Origin of the sequence: Lentilactobacillus hilgardii (genome assembly GCF_009832765.1) — a bacterium.
GTDB classification, from domain to species: domain Bacteria; phylum Bacillota; class Bacilli; order Lactobacillales; family Lactobacillaceae; genus Lentilactobacillus; species Lentilactobacillus hilgardii.
Window position 1 is genome coordinate 359870 of record NZ_CP047121.1, and the last position, 22992, is coordinate 382861.

Below are 22992 nucleotides of genomic sequence, written 5' to 3' on the forward strand. Positions count from 1 at the left end.
TTACGGGAGTTGATTAAATGAGCAGCAAAAAGATCAAGATTAATCCAGATAAGTTTGCTTTGGCAGTTGTGAGCGGTTCGACACTGACTGAAAGTGACGACGTAAAAGCGAGCAAAGTGGCGCTTCAACGGTATTTATCTGCTTACCTGTTAATTGAAGACTATAATAACCTTGAAGATAAAAATAGCAGTATTTTTAATAGTCAGAGTGTTACGGAAATGATGGAAAATATGAGCAAAGCGTTACAATCGAAGTACTAGATAATAGGTTGTCCTTATAAAGAAGATGACCATTATTAATAAGAAATATCCCCCGGAGTTAAAGTCCTTTAACTTCAGGGGATATTTCTTATCTTAATGACTTAGGCAATAGTATTTTCAAGAAATCCGCTTTTACCTTCACAGTAATCGGTAAGGCCATTGCCGGATCACCATCAATTCGGGTTTTGATCTTTCTGGAAGATAAGTTTTCGATTCGAATCTGTTGGCATTTTATATACTTAACGCCCCTGGCATTCTTTAGGTTTCCGGAAAGGAAAAAGGCACCATAGGTCATTATTTTAGGGAGCGTGAATTTTTTTAGAAGAAAGACGTGCAGGCAATCATCGTCATATGTTGCGTCCGGATTAAAGGCAACATACCCACCGACGGAATTGGTTGTGGTGATGAGTAGGATCTGAGCACGCAATGTTTCACTGGTCCCGTCTGCATCAATTTTTAATTTATACGAACGGTTTGTAAACAATTCTTTAATTCCCTTAAAAAGGTAAATCATCGTACCAAATTTTCGCTTCTCGGCCTGTTTGACATTTTGAGAAATATCTGCCAATCGTCCCAGTGTTAAGCTGCTAACCATTGGTGTATCACCAATGGTTGCAAGATCAACTTTTGCAGGAGAGCCATCAATTAAATTTTGAATGGCCTTGTCTGTATTGAGAGGGATCTTTAAGGCTCTGGCGAAATTATTAACGGTGCCACCGGGGATGATACCCAAAGGAATTGATTGCCCAGCTTTAAGAAAGCCTGCGCAGGCAGTGTTAATAGAACCGTCACCGCCAATTGTCACTAAACAATCATAACGACTGGTTGATGCTTTAGCCTGCTTAACGGCATCTTTTTCAGAGCTGGTCGCTGCTAAATCAACATTTTTCCCTGCTTGATGCAACATTCGCTGTGCCTTTTTCGCAATCGTTTCGTTATCGGATTTGCCAGCTGTTCCATTGTAAATAATCAGATAATTTTGCATGATCCGGGCCTCCCTCTTAAATATTGAATCCGCTTTCCTAATAGGGGACACCCGTATTATATCCTATTGTCTTCTCTCATGCTTCTTTGGGGATTATCGATAAAGAGCCGTTCATGATTTTTGAAGTGGCATCCACAGTAGTGGGTTCGGTAAATATTTTTAAAAATGTCATAAAGCTTTCGGCAGTGTTGTTCTCGTTGAGATCCGCCAATGGTATCCAATAGATTTTGCCTTCGCTGCTTTGCTTCAACGTTCCGGAAAAATGGCTTGTCTTGTATAGAAAACCCAATCGCCGGTAAAGGGGATCTTGATTAAACCATTCAACAGTACCGCATGATTCCAGCTGGGTAATGGTTAAGCCGGTCTCTTCGTAGACCTCCCGGACCATGGCATCATAAAGACTTTCGTTTCTTTCGACATGACCGCCTGGAAAAGTATGACCAAACTTCCAGGTAACGTCTGTTTTATCTTCAACCAGTACTTCTTTTGTTTTCGGGTTATAAATCATACACATATTGACCAGTTCAACATGCTCTGAACGTGAATAAGTCATTGTATCTCGCTTCCTTAATATCGCAAAAACTGCTTTTGAAATCAGTATAGCAGACTTCAAAAGCAGTTTTTATTAACTTTTTGGCGATGTTAGTTATTTTTCTGTCAATGGTCTCTGGGACCGGGTGTTTTCGGTGAATTCAAACCTGCCATTTGGCCTCTGAATTCCTTAGCATACATATTCATATCGGATTGATAAGCATCCATATCATTACTGATATCAACGGTGTAATCGGCTTCCTCACCGTGTTCACCTTTATCAAGTCCAATTTCCTCTTCCTTGCGATCAACACGCATCGGCATGATTAATCCAAGTACTTTAATAATAATGGTTGCGGCGATTGATACAAAGACGATGGTGACAAGGGTGGCAAATACTTGGATACCTAATTGATGCCAACCGCCACCATAGAAGAGGCCGTTGTGGGACACGATTGGGTTAACTGCCTTTGTAGCAAACAAACCGGTAAAGATACTGCCGACAATTCCGCTAACACCATGGCATCCAAAGGCATCGAGGGCGTCATCAACACCGATTCTGTCTTTGAGGTAGTTAACGAAGAAGTAGCTGGCAAAGGTTGAGAACATGCCGATCCAAAATGAGCCGGCAATTGTTACAAAACCACAGGCAGGTGTAATACCAACCAGTCCACAAAGGGTACCGGTACAAACACCAACTAAGGTTGGTTTTCCGGAAATGATCATATCCAGAATCATCCAGGTAACCATTGCGGTACCGGTTGACATGGTTGTGGTAATCGTTGCTTGAGCAGCAATGTTATCAACTCCAAGTGCTGAACCGGCATTAAAGCCATACCAACCAATCCAAAGAATGGCAGTTCCGAGCAAAACCCATGGTAAATTGTAGTGGGTGTGAGGTTTATCACCGAATTTGATTCGTTTACCAAGAAAGGCTGATAGAACAAAGGCGGTAATACCAGCGTTAATATGAACAACGGTTCCACCGGCAAAGTCCAATGTACCAAGTCCGGCTAGAAGACCATTAGGACTCCAAACCAAGTGAACCATTGGGTAGTAAATTAAGATTGACCAGAGAATTAGGAAAACCAGTAAAAAATTAAACTTAATTCGACCAACAACCGCTCCTACGAATAAAGCCGGTGTGATAATGGCAAACATCATTTCAAAAACGGAAAAGATTCCGGTTGGAATTTTAGTTGCGGTTAAGGTGCCCAATTTAACACCGTTCATAAAGAAATTATCTAACGTTCCGACGATCCCGTGAATATCTCCTTCAAATGATAAACTGTAGCCAACCATGATCCAGAGGACAATTGCGACTCCAGTCATGACGAATACAGATAACATCGTGTTGACAACGTTTCGTTTTGACACCAGGCCGCCGTAGAAGAAAGCCAGCCCGGGTGTCATGAATAAGACCAAAATACTAGACAGAATCATAAATGAAGTATTAGCAGCATTCATAACATCGCTTCCCTTTTTATTTAATGTCATAAATTCTAACATCATCAATGCAAACCGTCTAGTGTTTGTTAGAAACGTTCTTATTTAATTCTAAGAGTGTTAAAAAATGGAACCGGTCTCAAAAGCCTGTTAAAAAGCAATTCAAAAATCACAGAAAAAGCTAAAATTTATTTTGGTGATTAACCGGTGGATGTCATATAATATAACAAATATTACAAAAACAGTTATCCTACTTTAAATAGGATAACTGTTTGTTTAAGATTTAACTTCGGCAACTGCATCTGTAATTGGCGTCGCACCATCACTCATTGGAAGAATTTTGCCAATGGTATGATCATCTTTAACAATTTCTGCAAGTACATCCGCCACGTTTTCGATGCTATTTTCGTTCTTGGTGTATTCACCCAAACTTACTTTACCGGAACCTGGGGTTTCTGTCAGAGCCGTTGGCTGAAGAATCGTGTAATCCAAGGTTGTATTCTTAATTAACCAAAGGTCGGCAAAATGTTTGGAAATTAGATAATTTGCAAGTGGGGACGGATTGTCGCCGCTAAATGAATCAGGGGTCAAAGAGTCCTTGGAGCTCAGCATAACAAAGCGGTCGATTCCGCGTTTAGCCGCCTCTATCATGACTTTAACGGCACCATTCAAGTCAACCTGCAGAAGATCTTTACCGCCGGAACCAGCAGTAAAGATCAATGCGTCAGCTTCCGGCAACGCTTTTAGGATGTTGTCTTTAGTGTCGTGTAAATCAATCTTGAAAGGTTTGATATTAGAGCCCTTTTCGATACTTTCAGGTTTACGGGCACCCGCAAGAACTTGATCGCTCTTGTTTTCAGCCAACTTTGAAACAACTTGCTTGCCAACCCGACCGGTGGCACCGATGACGATAATTTTCATGTTTGTCCTCCTTTAAGCTTTCTATGTTTAGTATATCGGTTATGACCCACATAATGAAAGAAAAGTCTTGGAAAAGATTGAATTCTTGATCTGCATCAATTATTTAAATCTAAAATCCCCATATACTAAATGTATCATATCGGGGAGGAGACATTTAAATGAAATTTCAACGCTTTATTAATCAGCATATTAATCAAATTACATTAATAACGGCAGCTTTAATCGGTATTGGCTTATTGGGGAACATCACCAAGATAGGGTGGTTATATACCTGGTCATTTATCTTAGCTTCCATTATTTCGGCGGTTCCCATTGTTCTAAGAGCATTCTCAGCTTTGCGATTTAAAACAATCAGTATTGAACTGTTGGTCAGTATTGCAGTTGTTGGGGCATTCATTATTGGTGAATACAATGAGTCGGCCATCGTCACATTCCTATTTCTTTTTGGAACTTTTTTGGAAAATAAAACACTGGCAAAGACCCGACATTCTATTAAAGATCTGACTGAAATGGCACCAACAACGGCACTTGTCATTGGTGAACATGATCAAATCGAAGAAACGGATGTTGACTTTGTAGACACGGGTGACGTCGTATTGGTTAAGACAGGTGCTCAAGTGCCGGTTGACGGTCGAATTGTTTCAGGATCCGGTCACGTTAACGAAGCCAGTATTACCGGCGAAGCAAAATTAGTTTCTAAAACCAGCGGGGATTCTGTTTATTCAGGTACTATTTTGGATAACGGGACGTTAAAAGTTCAAGCCACCAAAGTTGGCGATGATACAACCTTTGGCAAAATAGTTGAATTGGTTGAAAATGCGCAGGATACTAAATCCCCAGCTGAAAAGTTTATTGATCGATTTGCGACCTACTATACACCAGCCGTTTTAATCATTGCGGCACTTGTCGGTATTATTTTTTCCGATTTTCGTTTAGCAATAACGGTATTGGTATTAGGGTGCCCCGGTGCTTTGGTAATAGGCGCCCCGGTGTCAAACGTTGCCGGAATTGGTAATGGTGCCAAACATGGTGTGTTGGTTAAAGGTGGCGACGTGATGAACACATTGAGTCACGTAGATACGATTATCTTTGATAAAACCGGGACACTGACTGAAGGCAAAACGGCCGTAACCCATTTTCACACTTACAGTGATGACGAAAAAGGATTATTGGTGGCAGCAGCGGTTGAAAGTCAGTCCGATCATCCTCTGGCTAAAGCAGTGGTTGATTTCGTCCAATCGAAGCATCTTGATTTTTCATATATATCGGTTACGTCCAGCAATACGATTAAAGGTCGCGGCATTAATGCCCTTGTGAATCAAGAACGGGTATTAATCGGTAACCAACAGTTAATGGCGGATAACCGGATTGAGTTATCGACCAAACAGTTGGACGATCTGCATGCCATTCAGCGACAGGGGAGTTCTTCGGTAATTGTGGCCGTGAATCATTCTGTTCAAACGATTGTTGGTATCTCGGATGTCGTTCGAACCGGCGTTAAGGAAAGCTTACAACAATTGAAAAAAATGGGTGTCAAAAAAACAGTGATGCTGACTGGGGATAATCAATTGGCGGCCCAAGCAGTTGCCAAACAGTTGCAAATTGATGAGTTGCATGCAGATTTGCTTCCGGAGCAAAAGGTCACTTTTGTTAAGCAATTTCAAAACGAGGGTCAAAAAGTCGCCTTTGTTGGTGACGGTATTAATGACAGTCCATCGATTGCCACTGCGGACATTGGCATTGCGATGGGAAGCGGTACCGATGTTGCGGTTGAAACGTCCGATGTTGTTCTGATGTCTTCCGGATTCGATGAGTTGGTTCATGCTTTTGGCTTGGCTAAAAAGACAGTGTTAAATACGAAAGAAAATATCATTATTGCGGTTGGAACGGTTGTATTCCTGCTCGTCGGGTTGATAGCAGGCTATATCTATATGGCTAGCGGCATGCTGGTTCACGAGGCCAGTATTCTGGTTGTTATTTTTAACGCCATGCGACTCATCCACTATCAAACAAAATCACCAAAAATTGATGTAGATCAAGTAACTGAGAGCCGAGTTAAGTTATCTTAATTATAGAAAGAAAAACGGAGGTCGTTAAAATGAGTAAAGCAATTTTACAATTAGATGCATTATCATGCCCGTCATGTATGCAAAAGATCCAAGGTGCGTTGGAGAAACAAGCAGGCGTGGAGACTGTTAAGGTTTTGTTTAACGCTGCCAAAGTCAAAGCGGAATTTGATGCGGATCGGATTTCTGCAGATCAATTATCAAACACCGTGACTGACCTGGGCTATGAAGTTAAATCAATGAAAGTTAAGTAGGAGTGACTAAAATGACAACGCAAACACCGGAAAAATTGTATGAAGCAGAAGTTAAGCAAGCGGATCTTGATCACCATACGCCAACAGCCGGGGCAATGACCGGCCACATTGTGTCAAATTTGGTGGTCCTGGCTGATAAGCTGCAGCAGATCAAATGGTATGTTAAGGGGATGAATGCAGCCTCACTGAAGCAAACGATAGCCGATTTATTGCAGCAGGCCTATCGTCAAAAAGATACTATGGGAAGTGTTTTGATTGATGAGGCGCTGTTGACGCCGACAACTCAAAAGGAATTCACCGAATATGCCATGCTTCAGGAAAATGGTCGAAACAAGTATCAGAATGCCGACTGGCTGGTCGACGATTTGGTTCATGACTACGATACATCGAACCTCTTTGTAACCCGGGCAATTAAATTGGCGGAAAAAGAAGATCGTCCCGTTTTGGCACAGCATCTCACTACGTTATTGGGTGAAAATAATCATAACATTGCTTTCTTACAGGCACTCTTGGGTAAGACGCCGAGGGAAGGGCTGGATGAAGAAGACGATGCAGACTGATTAAATTGCAGGTATATCGAAGAAGGATCCTTAATGACTCTATGATCAAAGAGTCGTGAAGGATCCTTTTTTTGTAGGGCAACTTATTTGACGCAATTTGTAATGATTTTGTCGAACTTATATCATAATTTCACATTAGATCATTAGTTTTGCCTAAAAACAAAAACCGCATCAAAACAAAATCGCCTTAGACACGAACAATTAAATTAAAGTTACAAAACCAGTTCGTGTTTCCTATTTTATAGCTGTTTTATTATCAACCAACTGAAATAAATGCTAAATGATATCATTATTTCAAGCAAAGACGAACAATCTTACACAATGTAAATTTTTGGTCGGAAATATACAGCAAAACACGAACTTTAGATATTGACTTTCGCTTAATTGTTAAGTATTATTTAGACACAAAATAATTTAAAAGGTGAGTGGTTATGATGGCAAACATCGTTGGGGTTGCAATGGGATCAATCTCGGATTGGCCAACAATGAAATTGGCCTGTCAGCAATTGGATAACTTGGAGATTTCGTATGAGAAGCACGTCATTTCAGCACATCGAATGCCCGATGAACTTCAAGCATTTGGAAAGTCGGCACGAAATAAAGGCTTAAAAGTTATCATTGCAGGTGCCGGTGGGGCTGCCCATTTGCCGGGAATGATCGCCGCAAACACAACGCTGCCTGTCATCGGTGTACCAATTAAAACCCGAACATTAAATGGTGTTGATTCCCTGCTTTCAATTGTCCAAATGCCATTTGGTGCCCCCGTGGCTACTGTTAGTATCGGCGAATCCGGCGCAAAGAATGCTGCCTTGTTGGCCGCCCAGATTTTGGGAGTTGAAGATCAATCAATTCAACAGAAACTTTTAGATTTAAAACACGAACAACGAGTGGAGGCCAAAAACAGTGAGCAGCAATTCGATTAAAACACTTTTGCCACCGGCAACCATCGGCATTGTTGGTGGTGGGCAACTCGGACAGATGATGGCGTTGATTGCCAAATCAATGGGATACAAAGTCGGTATTCTAGATCCAACGCCTCAGGCACCTGCCGGTCAGGTTGCCGACTTTCAGATTGTGGCTGAATACGATGACGTTGACTCACTGATGGAATTAGCCGATAAAAGCGACGTTTTAACTTATGAATTTGAAAACGTTGATGAGGATGCTTTATTAAAAGCCAAAAAAGTTGCCGAACTTCCGCAGGGAGTCAACTTACTGCACATCACCGGCGAACGTTTAAACGAAAAAAACTTTCTTCGCCAAGCCGGTATTCCGGTAACCAACTTTGCGGCTGTTTCAGATGAAGCATCTATGACAGATGCCATAAAAGAAGTCGGTTATCCGGCAATCCTGAAAACCGTATCGGGCGGTTATGATGGCCATGGTCAAATGGATATTAACAGCCCTCAAGATATTGAAAAGGCCGTTGAACTTTATGGGAAATCCCAATGCATTCTTGAAGCCCGCCAGTCCTTTATTGCCGAAGCATCGGTGATGGTTACAAGGGATGTCAACGGCAAGGTGATCACATTTCCATTGGTTGAAAACCGACATAAGAATCACATTCTTCATACAACGATCGCTCCCGGCCGGTTCTCAAAAACCATTCATCAAAAAGCGCATGACTATGCAGAAACTATTGCCAATAAACTTGATTTGTACGGTGTGCTCGGTATTGAACTCTTTGTCATTGATGACAAGGATTTGATGGTTAACGAGTTGGCACCCCGCCCACATAATTCAGGTCATTTCACCATTGAGGCCTGCAACATTTCACAATTTGAAGCACATATCAGAAGCATTTGCGGATTGCCGATTCCTCAAATTGTACAAGAAAAGCCGGCTGTTATGAGAAACCTGCTTGGCACCGACTTAACGCTTGCAAGGAACCTGCTTAAAGATCATCCGGAATGGCATTTCCACGATTACGGCAAAGCGGAAATTCGCCCACAACGCAAAATGGGTCATGTGACCGTTTTAGGTGATGACATCGACCAGTTATTGAAATCAATCGACATGTTAAAGGGAGAAAATTAAAATGACTGAAATTGCTGATATCGAAAAGAAAGATTTATTGTACAAAGGTAAAGCCAAAGAAATGTTTACCACAAATGATCCCGACATCATGTGGGTTCATTACATGGATCAAGTAACGGCTTTTAATGGTAAGAAAAAAGTTCAGATGCAGGGAAAAGGCCAGACCAACTGTGAAATTTCATCGTTAATTTTTACGGACTTGGCAAAGCACGGTATTGAAAATCACTTTATCAAGCAATTGGATGCTAACAACCAATTGGTTAAGCGGGTCAAAATCATTCCGTTGGAAACGGTCGTTCGAAATTTTGCTTCAGGCAGTTTTGAAAAACGGTATGGCGTCGAACATTTAATGGCATTTGAAAAGCCGGTTACCGAGTTTTTCTACAAGAGTGACGAGCTTGACGATCCCTTTATTAATGATTTTGATGCCGAAGCGCTTAATGTAGCAACCGAGGATCAAATGAAAAAAATCCGTGACATTGCTTTAAAGGTCAATGATCGCTTGAAAGAGATCTTTTCCGAAATGAATGTTGATTTGGTTGATTTCAAAGTTGAATTTGGTATGACCAGTGATGGTCAGTTGATTTTGGCAGATGAGATTTCACCAGACAGCTGTCGCTTAATTGATCGCACAACCAAGAAGTCGCTTGATAAAGATGTCTTTAGAAAAGGGCTTGGTGCATTGGTGCCTGTCTATAAAGAGCTGCTGGGGCGCTTGGAAAAAGTGGAGGATGTTCAATAATGGCTTTGGTAAAAGTATACGTTAACTATAAAAAATCAATTTTAAATCCTGAGGCACAAGCCATTCAGAAGGCACTCGGCCGTTTGGGATACGATAATGTCAATGATCTCAAACTTGGTAAATATTTTGAAATTACCGTTGCCGACGACATTTCACGCGACGACTTGAATAAGGAAATTAACGATATCTGCGATAAGATGCTGGCTAACTACAACATGGAAAATTATCATTACGACATTACTGAAACGGAGGCTGCTCAATGAAATTTGCAATCCTTGCGTTCCCAGGTTCCAACTGTGAAATGGATCTGTACTACGCGATTCAAGACATTATGAATGAAGAAGTTGAATTGGTTTCTTACAAGAAGAACTCATTAGAAGGCTTTGACGCTGTCTTAATTCCCGGCGGCTTTTCATACGGAGATTATCTTCGCAGTGGTGCGATTGCCCGCTTCTCACCAATTATTCCGGCACTTCAGGAATTTGCCAAAAGTGGTCGACCGGTTCTGGGAATTTGCAACGGATTTCAGATTTTAACGGAAGCCGGGTTATTGCCCGGCAGCCTCCAAAAAAATGTTTCAGCCAAATTTATCTGTCAGACAGAACCGCTGGTCGTTAATAATGCTGGTTCACTATTTTCTTCAGCTTTTAAGTTGGCACAAATTATCAACCTGCCGATTGCTCATGGAGATGGTAATTATTACTGTGATCAGGAGACTTTAAAGCGGTTGATTGCCAATGATCAGATTATTTTTAAATATCGAAACAACCCCAACGGAAGCGTCGCCAACATTGCCGGAATTACCAATAAAGCCGGAAACGTCCTGGGTATGATGCCCCATCCGGAACGAGCCGTTGAAGATATCTTGGGATCAAGCGATGGCGTTGGTATTTTTCAGTCAATTGTTAACTATGTAAAAAGTCGAGAGGTAGTCGCTCATGGATAAAGTGATGAATCAGTCGGTTGAAGCTACACCGGAACAAATCAGAGATCAAAAATTGTATCAGTCAATGGGGTTGTCGGATCATGAATATCAGTTGATAAAGGATGACGTTTTACATCGGTTACCAAATTACACAGAAGTTGGCCTTTTTTCTGGCATGTGGAGCGAACATTGTTCCTATAAGAACTCCAAACCTGTATTAAAGAAGTTCTATACCAAGGGCGAACATGTTGTGAAGGGGCCTGGCGAGGGCGCCGGCATTATTGATATCGGCGATAACCAGGGGGTCGTTTTTAAAGCAGAAAGTCATAATCATCCTTCAGCCGTTGAGCCCTTTCAAGGTGCGACAACCGGTGTCGGCGGTATCTTAAGGGATATTTTTTCAATGGGTGCCCGGCCGATTGCCTGTCTTGACAGCCTGCGTTTCAGTGCACCTAAAACCGATGAGGATCGTTACTTTATTTCTCAAATCGTAGCGGGAATCAGCTCTTACGGTAATTGCATCGGGGTACCAACCGTTGGCGGTGATACGAGTTTCGACGATGCTTATGAACACAATCCATTGGTTAACGTCATGTGTGTTGGCTTGATGGACCTCGATAAGATTGAAGTCGGCGCTGCAGCCGGTGTCGGCAACAGCATTGTATATGTGGGTGCCAAAACCGGTCGTGACGGTATAAACGGTGCTTCATTTGCTTCGTTCCAATTTGATTCCGAACATGAAAGCCAGCGTTCGGCTGTTCAGGTTGGAGATCCCTTTACTGAAAAATTGGTTATGGAAGCTTGCCTGGATGTTATTAATCATCATTCGGATTCACTGGTCGGTATTCAGGATATGGGAGCAGCCGGATTGGTATCATCATCAGCTGAAATGGGCTCTAAAGCCGGCGGTAACGGCATGGTCCTTGACCTCGATTTGGTACCGCAACGTGAAGCCGACATGACGCCATTTGAACTTATGCTGTCAGAGTCACAGGAAAGAATGTTGCTTTGCGTAAAGGCCGGACATGAAGATGAAGTCTTGACCGTTTTTGACGATCATGGTGTTGATGCAGTTGTGATCGGCCATGTGACGGAAGGCGATCATTATCAATTGCTGCAGCACGGTAACGTTGTTGCAGACGTTCCGGTTGACTCATTGGCTTCTCAAGCACCGGTTTATCACCGAGAATCCGAAGTGCCGGCGCATTTAAAGGATGCCGATACCAAACAATTTGTGCCCGAAATTAAAAATCCAACAGCGACTTTAAAACAGATGTTGACGCAGTTAACGATTGCTTCAAAGGAAAGTATTTATCAAACATATGATACACAGGTTCAAACAAATACGGTGGTGGCACCGGGATCGGATGCCGCGGTTGTGCGGGTTCGTCATTATGATAAAGCTTTGGCAATGACGACTGATGTCAATGGCCGCTATCTTTACTTGAACCCTCGGATTGGTGGCCAAATGGCAGTTGCCGAAGCAGCTCGAAACATCGTTGCCTCAGGAGCTGTCCCACTTGGCATTACTGATTGCCTGAACTTTGGCAATCCCGAAAAGCCGGATCAATTTTACGAATTGGATCAAGCGGTTATGGGGATGAGTGATGCCTGCGAGAAATTCAATGCGCCGGTTATTTCAGGAAATGTCTCACTGAATAATGAATACGATAACGTCCCGATTTATCCAACGCCAATGGTTGGCATGGTTGGCTTGATCAAGGGGTTGAAGCATGTGACGACCCAGGACTTTAAACAGGCAGGTGACCTGGTTTACGTTGTCGGTCGAACAGGAAACGGATTTAACGGCTCTCAAATTCAAAAAATGCAGACCGGTAAGATTTCCGGAAAACTATTTGATTTTGACTTGGACTACGAAGCCCAAATGCAACAATTAGTGATCGACGCCATCCAAAATGATTTGGTACACAGTGCCCATGATATTTCAGAGGGCGGCCTGATCACGGCAGTTGCCGAAAGTACCTTCGGCAATCAACTCGGGGTTGATCTCACCAGCGACTTGCCTGTTGATCGATTCTTTTCGGAAAGCCAGTCACGATTTATTGTGTCAATTGCATCTGAAAATCAGGATGCGTTTGAAAAGTTGATGGGTGAAAATGCCGATTGTTTGGGAAAAGTCACTGACAATAATCATTTATTTGTTTCCGCAGCCGATGGTTACTTTGATATGGATGTTGATGATGCATTTCACCTTTGGAAGGGAGCACTGCCATGCAGCCTGAAGTAAAGAGTTTAAATGAAGAATGCGGTATCTTTGGCGTTTGGGGAACACCGGATGCCGCACGCTTAACTTACATTGGCCTGTTTGCCCTTCAGCATCGTGGTCAGGAAGGCGCCGGCATTACTGTTAATAACGATGGCGAGTTGCGTACCAAACGCGGCTTTGGTCTGTTAACCGATGTTTTTGACTCACCAAATGCAGTCGCAGATCTTGACGGAAATGCCGCAATCGGACATGTCCGTTATTCCACGGCCGGTAGTAACTTGTTGGAAAATATCCAACCGTTGCCATTCAATTTCAGTGATACCCAGTTTGCATTAGCCCATAACGGTAATCTGACCAACGCTATTTCAATTCGAAAGCAGTTGGAGGATCGTGGGGCCATCTATCATTCAAGTTCCGATACCGAGAACCTGATGCATTTGATTCGTCTGAGTCAGGCGCCTGATTTGGATGATCAGGTGAAGGAAGCCCTGAATATCATCAAGGGAGGCTTTGCCTATCTGATTATCACAAAGGATCGGCTGTACGCTGCTCTTGATCCAAACGGTTTTCGACCATTGGTTGTTGGCCAATTGCCCAACGGTGCTTATGTCGTCTGCAGTGAAACCTGCGCGCTGGAAGCAGTTGGTGCCAAGTTTAAATTTGATGTCCAACCCGGCCAATTAATCAAAATTGATGATACCGGGATTACGATTGATCAATATACCGATGACACACAGCTATCAATTTGCTCAATGGAATTTATTTATTTTGCCCGTCCGGATTCCGATATCTATGGGGTCAATGTTCATTCCGCCCGTAAGCGGATGGGAGAAATATTGGCCAAGGAACAGCCGGCAGATGCCGATATTGTGACAGGTGTGCCAAATTCGTCATTGTCAGCAGCGATGGGTTATGCCGAGGCAGCAGGTTTGCCTTATGAAATGGGACTTGTGAAGAATCAGTATTCGGCACGAACGTTTATTGAACCCACTCAGGAATTACGTGAGCAGGGTGTCAATATGAAGCTTTCAGCAGTTAAGGGTGTTGTGAAAGGCAAGCGGGTTGTCTTGGTTGACGACTCAATTGTTCGTGGAACCACCAGTCGCCGGATTGTTAAATTATTGAAGGATGCCGGGGCCGCTTCGGTTCATTTGCGAATTGCGTCACCGCCGCTTCGCTACCCATGCTTTTATGGAATTGATATTCAACACGTCAGTGAGCTGATTGCTGCCAATCATACAATTGAAGAAATGCGTCAGATCTTTGATGCTGACTCACTGGGATTCTTGAGTGTGGAAAGTTTAATCAAAGCGGTTAACTTGAAAACCACTGCGCCTAATAAAGGTCTTTGTGTCGCATACTTTGATGGCAAATACCCAACGTCGCTTTATGATTATCAAAGAGAGTATGATCGTGATCAGGCTCAATTACACGCCGCAAAAATGGGATGAGAGGGAAATAAAATGGATGCCTATAAAAAAGCCGGTGTTGATATTAACGCCGGGTATAAATTGGTTGATGAAATTAAACAGTTATCTCATAACGATGCGCTGGGTGCCTTTGGCGGCATGTTTCCATTGAGTTTGGGTCATTATCAGAATCCGGTTTTAGTGTCTGGAACCGATGGTGTTGGTACCAAATTATTAATTGCAATTAAGGCCGGCATACATGACACAATTGGGGTTGATCTGGTTGCCATGTGTGTGAATGATGTGTTGGCACAGGGCGCTAAACCGCTTTTCTTCCTTGATTATTTGGGAACCGGTCATTTGAACCAGGCTGAGGCAAAAGCCATTTTAACCGGTGTTGTTGACGGTGTTTCTCAAGCTGATGCAAAATTGGTTGGCGGCGAAACGGCTGAAATGCCGGATATGTATCAGCACGGTCACTATGATTTGGCCGGTTTTACCGTTGGGATTGCCGATCGGGATAAATTATTGAAATCGGATAATCTCCGAGAAGGCGATGTTTTGCTGGGCTTGGCCTCCAACGGCCTGCACTCCAACGGTTTCAGCCTGGTACGGGATATTTTGTTCAAACAAAACCACTATTCACTGGATGAGACATTACCGGGTTGTCAATTGGATCTAAAGCATGAGTTACTGCGACCAACTCGAATTTATGTCAAATCGGTTTTGCCGTTGATTGAACAGGGATTAGTTCAATCAATTGCGCACATTACCGGTGGGGGACTGATTGAAAATGTCGGTCGGATTTTACCTGACCATTTGGATGCAGCGTTCAACCTGAATAGTTGGCAGATACCGGCCATCATGACGAATTTACAAAAGATCGGCCACTTGTCATTTGATGACATGAAGCAGACGTTTAATTTGGGACTCGGAATGGTATTGGCCATTCGACCGACAGATGTGGATCGCGTGAAGGCTGAATTGGAAAAAGCCGGCGAGACGGTTTACCAAGTCGGTAAATTGGTTTCCGGTTCAAAAAAAGTTGTGATTCGAGAGGATTTGTTATGAAACCAGACGTTAAAAGAATCGCCATTTTTGCTTCAGGTGAAGGGACTAATTTCACCGCGCTCTGTGAGTCGTTTAAGAAGGAAGGCTTACCGATTAATGTGGCCTTATTGGTATGTGATCACCGTAAAGCCAACGTGTTGAATCGAGCTAAAAAGGAAAATGTGCCGACTTTTGTGATTAACTTTAAAGATTATCCCGATAAAGCGGCTGCCGAAAGTGTCATTGCCAGGAAACTAGCGGACGAAAAGATCGATTTTATCCTGTTGGCCGGTTACATGCGAATTATCGGGCCAACCCTGTTAGCGACTTATGAAGGAAAAATTGTGAATATCCATCCGGCCTTGTTGCCTAAGTTTCCGGGCCGTCACGGGATTGAAGATGCTTATCAGGCCGGTGTTGACGAAACGGGTGTCACTATCCACTGGGTTGACTCCGGAATCGATTCCGGAAAAGTGATTGCACAACGGACGGTGCCAGTGTATAAAGATGATAAGCTGAGTGAACTTGAGCAGCGAATTCACGCTACCGAACATCGATTATATCCAGAGGTAGTCAAACAACTATTAGAAAGAGGAGAAATATCATAATGGCTAGAAGAGCTCTGTTAAGTGTTTCCGATAAAACTAATTTGGTTGATTTTGCAAAACAGTTGAAAGATTTGGATTTCGAAATCGTTTCAACCGGCGGTACCAAAAAAGCATTGGAAGCCGGCGGCGTTGACGTTACGGGCGTTGAAGAAGTTACCGGTTTTCCCGAAATGTTGGATGGTCGGGTAAAGACCCTTCATCCAAAGATTCATGCCGGTTTATTGGCTAAACGGGATGACCCGGATCACATGAAGCAGTTAAAGGATGCCGGAATTACGCCGATTGATTTGGTGGCAGTTAATCTTTATCCCTTCAGACAGACCATTGAGAAGCCGGAGACAACCGAAGCCCAGGCAATTGAACAAATTGATATTGGCGGGCCTTCCATGTTGCGGGCCGCAGCCAAGAACTTCGCCGGTGTTTTAACAATTGTTGATCCTAATGATTATCAACCAGTGATTGACGCACTTAAAGCTCACAGTGACGACAATGCGTTTAGAAAACACTTGGCCGCAAAAGTCTTCAGACACACAGCTGCCTATGATGCCATTATTTCAAACTACTTAACCGAAGAGGAATTCCCGGATCAATTGACATTGACCTACGAGAAGCAACAAAGTCTTCGATATGGTGAAAACAGTCATCAAAAGGCTGCTTTCTACCGTGATCCGATTCCTTCAAAGCTGTCTGTGATTACCAAGCAGCTTCACGGAAAGGAATTGTCGTTTAACAACATTAAGGATGCAAATGCTGCCTTGAACATGGTCAGTGAATTTGACGATCCGTGTGTTGTGGCGATGAAACATATGAACCCATGCGGTGTCGGCACTGCCGATAATATTAGTCAGGCTTGGGATGAAGCCTATGAGTCCGACCCAATGTCAATTTTTGGAGGCATCATTGCCGTCAATCGTGAAATCGATGCGCAAACTGCTGAAAAAATGCACAAGATTTTCTTGGAAATTATTATTGCACCATCGTTTACGGATGAAGCTTTCGAGATTCTAGCCAAAAAGAAGAATATCCGTTTACTTCAAGCTGATTTGAGTCACCGTGACCAACCGGACCGCTTTGAAACCATTTCGGTCAGTGGCGGGATGTTAATCCAAGAATCTGATCATCAAATCGATCAAATTCCTGATTTTAAGGTGGTTACCAAGACTCAACCGACTGAACAACAGTTAAAAGCGCTCCAATTCGGTCAACACATTGTTAAGTTCGTTAAGAGTAACGCGGTGGTTGTTACAACTGATACTAAAACATTGGGTGTTGGAATGGGTCAGCCAAATCGGATTGATTCAGCCAAGATTGCTATTCAAAAGGCAATGCCAAAAGATGGCTACGAGCATGCGATTATGGCCTCCGATGCCTTCTTCCCGATGGACGACTGTGTTGAGTATGCTGCTCAACACGATATCAAAGCAATTATCCAACCGGGTGGCAGTATTCGGGATAAAGACTCGATTGCTATGGCCGATAAGTACGGCATTGCTATGGTCACAACGGGAGTAAGACACTTTAGACATTAGTGTGCGAAACAAAGCGGTTAACATTTGGAATATAAGGCGTGAATCTTGGAAATCCTGGGTTTGGATTTTTAAGATTTATCCCTTATATGTAAAATGTTGCTTTGAGGAGCAGTCCTAATTAGTGTGCGAAACAAAGCGGTTAGCATTTGAAGCAAAGCATTTCAACCAAGAAAGTTTGTACTTCTTGGTTACATAGTCAAATAAAGGAGAGATAAAATTGGCAAACGTTCTTGTTATTGGATCAGGCGCGCGTGAGCATACGATCGCGGCAACATTTATGAAGAGTCCCCAGGTTGAAAATGTTTATTGTGCACCCGGAAATCCAGGGATGAAGAAAGATGGTATCCATCTTGTGGCAATTGACGAAACTGACTTTCAGAAATTGGGAGACTTTGCTGAAAGTCATCAAATCGATTTGGCATTCGTTGGTCCGGAAGTCCCGTTGGCAATGGGTGCAGTTGATACATTGCAAAAACGCGGTTTGAAAGTCTTTGGACCCGGTCAGGCGTCCGCCTGCCTTGAAAGCGACAAGACGTTTGCCAAACGTTTCATGAAACGAAACGGTATTCCTACGGCTGATTTTGAAACCTTCACGGATTATGATAAAGCAGCGGCCTATGCTGAAAGCTTGTCTTTGCCGTTGGTTGTTAAAGAAAATGGTTTGGCTGCCGGAAAGGGTGTCACGATTGTCACCCAACGAGCAGATGTTAATCCACTGCTTCGAAGTGAGCTGGAAAAGTCCGGTGAAATCTTGATCGAACAATATCTTGAAGGAGAAGAATTTTCCCTCATGCTTTTCGTTGGTGGAGATAAACGAGTGATTTTACCGATTTCTCAAGACCATAAGAAAATTCATGAAGGTGAGACCGGACCAAATACTGGAGGCATGGGCGCTTATTCACCGGTTCCCCACATCACAGATGATGTCTTGCAGGAAACAATTAAGACGGTTGTTGATCCAACTATGGCTGGTCTTAAAAATGAAGGTCTGGAGTTCGCAGGCACAATTTATATCGGCTGCATGCTGACTAATGACGGTATTAAAGTCATTGAATACAATGTTCGTTTGGGAGATCCTGAAACTCAAGTTCTGCTGCCCCAACTAAAGAGTGATTTTTACCAAGTTATTATGGACCTGGTTGATCATCAATTACCGGACATGCAGTGGCAGGACTCCGATTATTACTTGGGCGTTGTGGTTGCAGCTCCGGGATATCCCCAAGCACCGCAACAGGATATTCCACTGCCGGCGTTACCCGATAACATTTTTTATGCCGGCGTTACCAGCGATAATGATAAATTGTTTAGTTCAGGCGGCCGGATTTTTACAATTGTGGATCATGCCCCAACGTTGCAAGCCACTCAGGATAAAGTTTATGCGGAATTGGCAAAAATCAACCTGTCGGATTTCTACTATCGAAAAGATATTGGCTTCAGGGATTTGGAAAAAAGTCGGGTATAGAATGGTCTTTAGGCTGAAAGTCAATTAAAAAAGAGTTTTAATATAACAACAAGCCGAGCATTCCCAATTTAGGGAGTGCTTGGCTTGTTGTTTGTCTATTAAAAGGGAAAAATAATCAAAGGTCACCAGTTAGAAACTGAGCTTTCCCGAGTCCGAAGCTCCAATCTTCATCACTGTTAACAACCAGGCTGACAACGATGTCTTCTTTTCGCATGCCCAATTTTTCGTGCAGTCGATCAACCAATTGTTGATAAAACTGCTGTTTTTGCTCGGTTGTCCGTGGTCGGGTGACCAGGTTGAAGATAATGACCCTGTCGGTTCGTTTAATGCCCAATCCGGTATCCAAAACAGGCATTTCGTATGGTTCGTGTTGGGTGACGATTTGGTAGCGGTCACCATTGGGCGCACCGAAAGTTTTCAGCATAACATGATAAGAAATATCCAAAACCTGCTTGATTTCGTCTTCGGTTCGTCCTTTGAGCATATCGATTCGCATTAACGGCATGATAATTCCTCCAAACTTTTGTGAGTGTTCAAGTAACTACGTTCAGCTTAATCTGAATTAAAAAATGAGTGGGATTTTGTTTGAGAAAAATCCCGCTCACTTGAAAGTGACTAGTTAGTCATGTGCGTTTAACCAATTATCCATCACTTTAATAAATTCGTCATGTTGATCCAGCAACGCTAAGTGACGGCTGTTGGCAAACAGATGCCATTTAGCGTTTGGAATGTGATCATACACCGATTTTGCGATAAGTGGTGTGCATAAATCGTCGGTACCGTTGGTGACTAAAACCGGGACATGGATGTTTTTGAGTTGATCCGTCACATCGAAGTCACTGATCGTGCCGTTCTCAGTAAACTCGTTAGGTCCTTCGGCAATTAAGCTTGCTTTCTTACCGTTGGTCGGCCGTCTTAGCGGTTCGGGAGAATTTTCGTCAGGATCGTCCCAGCAATAGCGCTCCATATATCTGTCGTTGGCAGCCAGGTATTTTGGCCCGGAAAAGTCACCGGTCCTCTCAGCCTCACTGATTGCCTGACGATCTTCATAACTTAAGTATTTAATCAATCGATGCTGTTCTTGTATCCATAATTTAATAGACGCAGGAGAACCATCGATCATGACGCTTTTAATGCCGGATTGATCGTAGTTGGTCAGGTAGAACATTTCCAGCATCCCACCCCAAGATTGACCAAGCATGTGGATGTTGTCCAAATGCAGGTATTTCCGGAGGGCAACTAATTCTTCCGCCCAGGTTTCTTTGACATAAACGGAGCGGTCATCAGGAATCGATGATTTCCCGCAACCTACCTGATCATACATGATGAGCTGTCGACCAGTAGCCGCATAATCGTCCAGTAATTCGAAATAGTTGTGAGAAGATCCCGGGCCGCCGTGAATTAAAAGTAGCGGTGCCTTATTTTCACTTGGCTCACCGATAATTCGGTAGTATGTCTTGTAACCACGAAATGGCATGTAACCTTCTTGAATCTTGATTGTGTTTGTGTCCATAGCACCAAATCCCTTCATAAAAATCTTTTATTGAAGTCGATTATACTACTAGATTACAAAGCGTATTAGGGAAATCTAAGTTTCCTTTAATAATCGGATTGATTCATTCCCCAAAGGGTATTTGTTTTGGAAGGCATTAAGTTCAAAATAAAAAGGACTAGGTTCCCGGCGAGAGGGAAGATAAGTAATAAGATCAGCCAATTGCTGAGGTTGAGATCGTGAAGCCGACGAGCCCGACTGGTGAATTGACCGATAGTGGCAATCAGAAGGACTGTCATTACAAGAAGAATAATGACCGCGTGTACGAGGGAGTTTGGTGGTGCAAGACCCAAACGGACAGAGCCATATTTGGCGAAGTGCTGCCATTGGCCGGTGATAAATCCGTATCCAAAGAAAAGAACATTATTAATCAGCCACGGAATCCAATACTGACTGCGGGTTGCGGTGGCATTAAAAATAAAAGCCTTTGACCAAAATTCCCAATAATAGATGAACCAATGGGTTAATTTAGTGGGTTGTGCCATGAGATGGGTGGGTTCCTCCTATAATCCAGCCGTGTCCTTTAAGATAGTACCAATTGAGTCCTTGAGCATTGATGACTTTAGTAATCTTATAAGTCGTGTCCGCTTTGCTAAAGCCGATTAATTTAAAAGTAACTTTTGTAGCATGGCTAAAGATGTGGGCTTTGTATAGCGAAATATGTGACTTGGCACTGGTATGATAGCGTTTTGGCTTTGAATAGGCTGACTGTTTTGAAATGGTCATAGTAATCGAATCGGATATTGTTGATGGCTTTTGAGAATCTCTCACATGACCTGTATCCGCATTTGCGGAGAAAGGGAAAACTGTAAACAGCAATAATGCGAATATGACGAATATCAGCTGGCTGAATATTTTCTTCATTTAATAATCTCCCTTTAATAGACTAAATACGTAATAACTAATGTTGAAATAGTAATCGTACTATGGGTTGATATTAGAATAGAATGAATTAAGAAAACTGTCAATTGTCTTTTATTTGTAAGGTCGGTACGCTCAAGCTTACCGAGACTTTTTAAAATATTTAAACACTATTCATTCTAAGCAAAGAGGCCAATCACTTGTCATGCAGTCGTGATTGACCCCTTTGTTAGAAATGAATAGTGTTTTTAATAAACCGGCTTAGAAACTAAGATGATACTTAATTGCATAAGAAACGGATTGATCTTTTTTGATGGTCATTTCTGAAAAATCTTTTTCTTGACCCGGTTTAGGTAGAATCATGGGTTCCATGGCGACGCCTTCATGAGGATGTCCAACGCCATTTGTGCGGACAAAGTTCATATGGTCTTTGGTAAATGAATTTGCGGTAAAGAGAATCATGCCGCTTCGGCTGGATTCAATTGCGACAGAGCAGTTAGTGTCGGGATCCTTTAATTCCGCGATAATGTTGTGTGCATCCGGATGAACAGCGAAGACATCATCAAAGCCTTTTTCTTTAGTGTTCGACATGGCGTTAATTGCGTCACCGAGAGACTTTGACTTTCTAAAATCATACGGCGTCCCTTCAACATCAATCCGGTCTTTAGTCGGGATCTTTTTATCATCGAGTTTAAGCGCTTGGATTGCGTTCAACTTCAATTGATGGCTCATAATATCTGACGTTTTGCCCAAATTGAAGTAAGTGTGTTGGGTTGGATTGAAGACCGTATCTTCAGAACTCTTGGCGGAGAAATTCATCGAAACCACGTTATCGTCAGAGAGCGAGTAGGTAATGGTTGCATCCATATCGCCAGGGAACCCATCATCTTCTGATTTTTGAAGGTGATGCATGATGATAACGTCATTTCCGTCTTGTTTACCAATTTCACCTTGCCAAATTTGCGTGTTGAAACCGTCTGGGCCACCATGAAGGGTTGTCGTACCTTCATTTTGTGGTAATTGAGTTTGCTTTCCGTCAACAACCAGCTGGCCATCGGCAATTCGACCACCTACACGGCCAATACCCATGCAGATGTAAAATGGATTTTCAAAGTAGTCTTGACTGTGTTCAAAGTTTAAAACAAGATTACGAACGCCGCCTTCTTTATCAGGGACGTTTAATTCGTATAGTGTTGATCCGAGTGTAATAACGGAGATCGAAACGTTATTGGCGTTTGAAAGGGTTAGTTTGTCAATTTGATGACCTTGATAGTCATCAAACTTGTCGATTGTTCCGACGGTTTGATTGTTTGACATGATTAGAAAAGCCTCCAAGTTTTATTTTTGATAATTGTAATTGAAAATGCCAAGAAGAATGCATACGCTTACAATAAAATCATATTTTATTTATCCGTATAAGTCAATGGCTGGTTAATTTATAATGATAAATTAAGAGATAATCATGCTTGCTTTTTCAAAGTGACTTAATTTAATATCTATTATTTTTAAGCGCTAGTGTTAAAAAATGATTTAATGATTTAAAAGTAATTTGGATCAAAAAATTCGA

The 22992-nt window shown here is 42.6% G+C and carries 24 protein-coding genes; 15 read left to right on the top strand and 9 right to left on the bottom strand.

The features are described 5' to 3' along the window. Positions 1-17: 17 nt before the first annotated feature. Positions 18-260 carry a hypothetical protein gene (locus GQR93_RS01655; protein WP_003551710.1) on the top strand — a complete coding sequence of 81 codons (243 nt, stop codon included), beginning with the start codon at positions 18-20 and terminating at the stop codon, positions 258-260. 88 nt (positions 261-348) lie between these two features. On the opposite strand, the gene GQR93_RS01660 is transcribed toward GQR93_RS01655, so the two are convergent. From GQR93_RS01660 to GQR93_RS01675, 4 genes are all read right to left on the bottom strand, one after another. Next, the gene (locus tag GQR93_RS01660) at positions 349-1245 is read right to left on the bottom strand and encodes a diacylglycerol/lipid kinase family protein (protein WP_035444257.1); all 897 of its coding nucleotides are present in this window, start codon (positions 1243-1245) and stop codon (positions 349-351) included. 76 nt (positions 1246-1321) lie between these two features. Further along, on the bottom strand, positions 1322-1798 hold the full coding sequence (locus tag GQR93_RS01665) for an 8-oxo-dGTP diphosphatase (protein WP_159298625.1): 477 nt from the start codon (positions 1796-1798) through the stop codon (positions 1322-1324). A gap of 104 nt (positions 1799-1902) precedes the next feature. After that, on the bottom strand, positions 1903-3243 hold the full coding sequence (locus GQR93_RS01670; protein ID WP_035444259.1) for an ammonium transporter: 1341 nt from the start codon (positions 3241-3243) through the stop codon (positions 1903-1905). A gap of 255 nt (positions 3244-3498) precedes the next feature. Next, positions 3499-4143, bottom strand: a complete 645-nt coding sequence (locus tag GQR93_RS01675; RefSeq protein WP_003551718.1) for an NAD(P)H-binding protein — start codon at positions 4141-4143, stop codon at positions 3499-3501. Positions 4144-4301: 158 nt separating this feature from the next. Here GQR93_RS01675 and GQR93_RS01680 point away from each other — a divergent pair, with 158 nt between their 5' ends. The 14 genes from GQR93_RS01680 (at position 4302) to purD (ending at position 19012) form a co-directional block, all read left to right on the top strand. Next, complete coding sequence (locus GQR93_RS01680; RefSeq protein ID WP_003551719.1) at positions 4302-6212, top strand: heavy metal translocating P-type ATPase; 1911 nt, start codon at positions 4302-4304, stop codon at positions 6210-6212. 29 nt (positions 6213-6241) lie between these two features. After that, on the top strand, positions 6242-6463 hold the full coding sequence (locus tag GQR93_RS01685; protein WP_035444261.1) for a heavy-metal-associated domain-containing protein: 222 nt from the start codon (positions 6242-6244) through the stop codon (positions 6461-6463). A gap of 11 nt (positions 6464-6474) precedes the next feature. Next, entirely contained in the window at positions 6475-7023 is a 549-nt protein-coding gene (locus tag GQR93_RS01690; protein ID WP_003551723.1) for a ferritin-like domain-containing protein, read from the top strand. Between the two features lie 434 nt (positions 7024-7457). Continuing rightward, entirely contained in the window at positions 7458-7946 is a 489-nt protein-coding gene (gene purE, locus GQR93_RS01695) for a 5-(carboxyamino)imidazole ribonucleotide mutase (protein ID WP_035444510.1), read from the top strand. Further along, a complete protein-coding gene (gene purK, locus GQR93_RS01700; RefSeq protein ID WP_003551727.1) occupies positions 7927-9060 on the top strand; it encodes a 5-(carboxyamino)imidazole ribonucleotide synthase in 1134 nt (377 codons plus the stop codon). The genes purE and purK overlap by 20 nt, the downstream gene beginning before the upstream one ends. Position 9061: 1 nt before the next feature. Beyond that, the gene (gene purC / locus GQR93_RS01705) at positions 9062-9802 is read left to right on the top strand and encodes a phosphoribosylaminoimidazolesuccinocarboxamide synthase (protein WP_003551730.1); all 741 of its coding nucleotides are present in this window, start codon (positions 9062-9064) and stop codon (positions 9800-9802) included. Further along, positions 9802-10065, top strand: coding sequence for a phosphoribosylformylglycinamidine synthase subunit PurS (purS, locus tag GQR93_RS01710; RefSeq protein ID WP_003551736.1), 264 nt, complete (start codon positions 9802-9804; stop codon positions 10063-10065). Before purC ends, purS begins: the two co-directional genes overlap by 1 nt. Further along, positions 10062-10748 carry a phosphoribosylformylglycinamidine synthase subunit PurQ gene (gene purQ, locus GQR93_RS01715; protein WP_159298626.1) on the top strand — a complete coding sequence of 229 codons (687 nt, stop codon included), beginning with the start codon at positions 10062-10064 and terminating at the stop codon, positions 10746-10748. The genes purS and purQ overlap by 4 nt, the downstream gene beginning before the upstream one ends. Next, positions 10741-12975 (top strand): phosphoribosylformylglycinamidine synthase subunit PurL, encoded by a 2235-nt coding sequence (purL, locus tag GQR93_RS01720; RefSeq protein ID WP_003551740.1) that lies wholly within the window; start codon positions 10741-10743, stop codon positions 12973-12975. Before purQ ends, purL begins: the two co-directional genes overlap by 8 nt. Further along, a complete protein-coding gene (gene purF, locus GQR93_RS01725; protein WP_159298627.1) occupies positions 12960-14405 on the top strand; it encodes an amidophosphoribosyltransferase in 1446 nt (481 codons plus the stop codon). The genes purL and purF overlap by 16 nt, the downstream gene beginning before the upstream one ends. Positions 14406-14417: 12 nt before the next feature. After that, positions 14418-15434, top strand: coding sequence for a phosphoribosylformylglycinamidine cyclo-ligase (purM, locus tag GQR93_RS01730; protein ID WP_003551744.1), 1017 nt, complete (start codon positions 14418-14420; stop codon positions 15432-15434). Further along, complete coding sequence (purN, locus tag GQR93_RS01735; protein ID WP_003551746.1) at positions 15431-16021, top strand: phosphoribosylglycinamide formyltransferase; 591 nt, start codon at positions 15431-15433, stop codon at positions 16019-16021. Before purM ends, purN begins: the two co-directional genes overlap by 4 nt. Next, a complete protein-coding gene (purH, locus tag GQR93_RS01740) occupies positions 16021-17550 on the top strand; it encodes a bifunctional phosphoribosylaminoimidazolecarboxamide formyltransferase/IMP cyclohydrolase (RefSeq protein ID WP_003551747.1) in 1530 nt (509 codons plus the stop codon). The genes purN and purH overlap by 1 nt, the downstream gene beginning before the upstream one ends. Positions 17551-17767: 217 nt before the next feature. Continuing rightward, on the top strand, positions 17768-19012 hold the full coding sequence (gene purD / locus GQR93_RS01745) for a phosphoribosylamine--glycine ligase (RefSeq protein ID WP_003551749.1): 1245 nt from the start codon (positions 17768-17770) through the stop codon (positions 19010-19012). A gap of 115 nt (positions 19013-19127) precedes the next feature. Here the strand turns inward: purD and GQR93_RS01750 are convergent, their stop codons facing one another. The 5 genes from GQR93_RS01750 to GQR93_RS01770 all read right to left on the bottom strand — a co-directional run bounded on the left by GQR93_RS01750 (position 19128) and on the right by GQR93_RS01770 (position 22742). Next, the gene (locus GQR93_RS01750; protein ID WP_003551752.1) at positions 19128-19517 is read right to left on the bottom strand and encodes a tautomerase family protein; all 390 of its coding nucleotides are present in this window, start codon (positions 19515-19517) and stop codon (positions 19128-19130) included. A 114-nt stretch (positions 19518-19631) separates the two neighbouring features. Beyond that, entirely contained in the window at positions 19632-20510 is an 879-nt protein-coding gene (pepI, locus tag GQR93_RS01755; RefSeq protein WP_035444514.1) for a proline iminopeptidase, read from the bottom strand. 101 nt (positions 20511-20611) lie between these two features. Continuing rightward, positions 20612-21049, bottom strand: a complete 438-nt coding sequence (locus GQR93_RS01760; RefSeq protein ID WP_003551755.1) for a DUF805 domain-containing protein — start codon at positions 21047-21049, stop codon at positions 20612-20614. Further along, complete coding sequence (locus tag GQR93_RS01765) at positions 21033-21428, bottom strand: hypothetical protein (RefSeq protein ID WP_003551757.1); 396 nt, start codon at positions 21426-21428, stop codon at positions 21033-21035. Before GQR93_RS01765 ends, GQR93_RS01760 begins: the two co-directional genes overlap by 17 nt. Positions 21429-21686: 258 nt before the next feature. Beyond that, on the bottom strand, positions 21687-22742 hold the full coding sequence (locus tag GQR93_RS01770) for an aldose epimerase family protein (RefSeq protein ID WP_003551758.1): 1056 nt from the start codon (positions 22740-22742) through the stop codon (positions 21687-21689). Positions 22743-22992: the final 250 nt, after the last annotated feature.